Origin of the sequence: Methylobacterium sp. CCH5-D2 (assembly GCF_001556475.1) — a bacterium.
Lineage (GTDB): Bacteria > Pseudomonadota > Alphaproteobacteria > Rhizobiales > Beijerinckiaceae > Methylobacterium > Methylobacterium hispanicum.
The window spans coordinates 1-811 of sequence record NZ_LSIX01000232.1; the positions used below are offsets into that span (position 1 = coordinate 1).

The following is an 811-nucleotide window of genomic DNA, read 5'->3' on the forward strand; positions in this document are numbered from 1 at the left end:
AAGGCGCCGCGCAGGCGGGGGAGCGCCGCGGCCACCGCCTCGACGGGTCCCTGCCCCCGGTCCATGTTGCGGCTCACCAGCTGCGCCACGACCTCGGTGTCGGTCTCGGTCTCGAAGCGGACGCCGTCGGCCTCGAGCTCCTGCTTCAGCTCGCGAAAGTTCTCGATGATGCCGTTGTGGACGACGGCGAGCCGCGCGGTGGCGTGCGGGTGGGCGTTGGTCTCGTTCGGGCGCCCGTGCGTGGCCCAGCGGGTGTGGCCGATGCCGGTGGCGCCGGGCAGCGGGCGCTCGACCAGCCGGGCCTGCAGGTTGACGAGCTTGCCCTCCGCGCGCCGCCGGTCGAGCCGCCCGTCCGCGACGGTGGCGAGGCCGGCCGAGTCGTAGCCGCGGTACTCGAGCCGCCGCAGCGCCTCGACCATCTGGTCGGCGACCGCGTCGCGCCCGACGATACCCACGATGCCGCACATGCTGCGCGCCCTCAAAACACGTTGCCGCCGCGCGCGGGGCGCGGCCTGATCCGGATCGGGACTGCCGGACCTGAAGGCCCGGTATCCGCTGCACGGCCGTGCTTGTACCGGATCGGGACCGCCGGGGGCCAGCCCTGCCCGCGTCGCGGCTGCGATGCGCTCACTCCCCCTCTGCGGGTAGGGCGCTCGCCTATGCCAAGCGCCCCCCGAGACGAATAGAGCGTGGGTCCCCTCTCCTGTAGGGAGAGGGACAGGGTGAGGGGTATGAGGCTGCCGGAGAATGCACAGTGCTGAACGCGCGTCGATGGCGTGCTCAGTCCTGTGAGGTCATACCCCTCACCCCA

Annotated in this window: 1 pseudogene; it reads right to left on the bottom strand. The window is 72.6% G+C overall.

The window, feature by feature from the left end:
• Positions 1–467 (bottom strand): annotated as a pseudogene (locus AX737_RS06180) (glutamine--fructose-6-phosphate aminotransferase); the annotation flags it as partial.
• Positions 468–811: the final 344 nt, after the last annotated feature.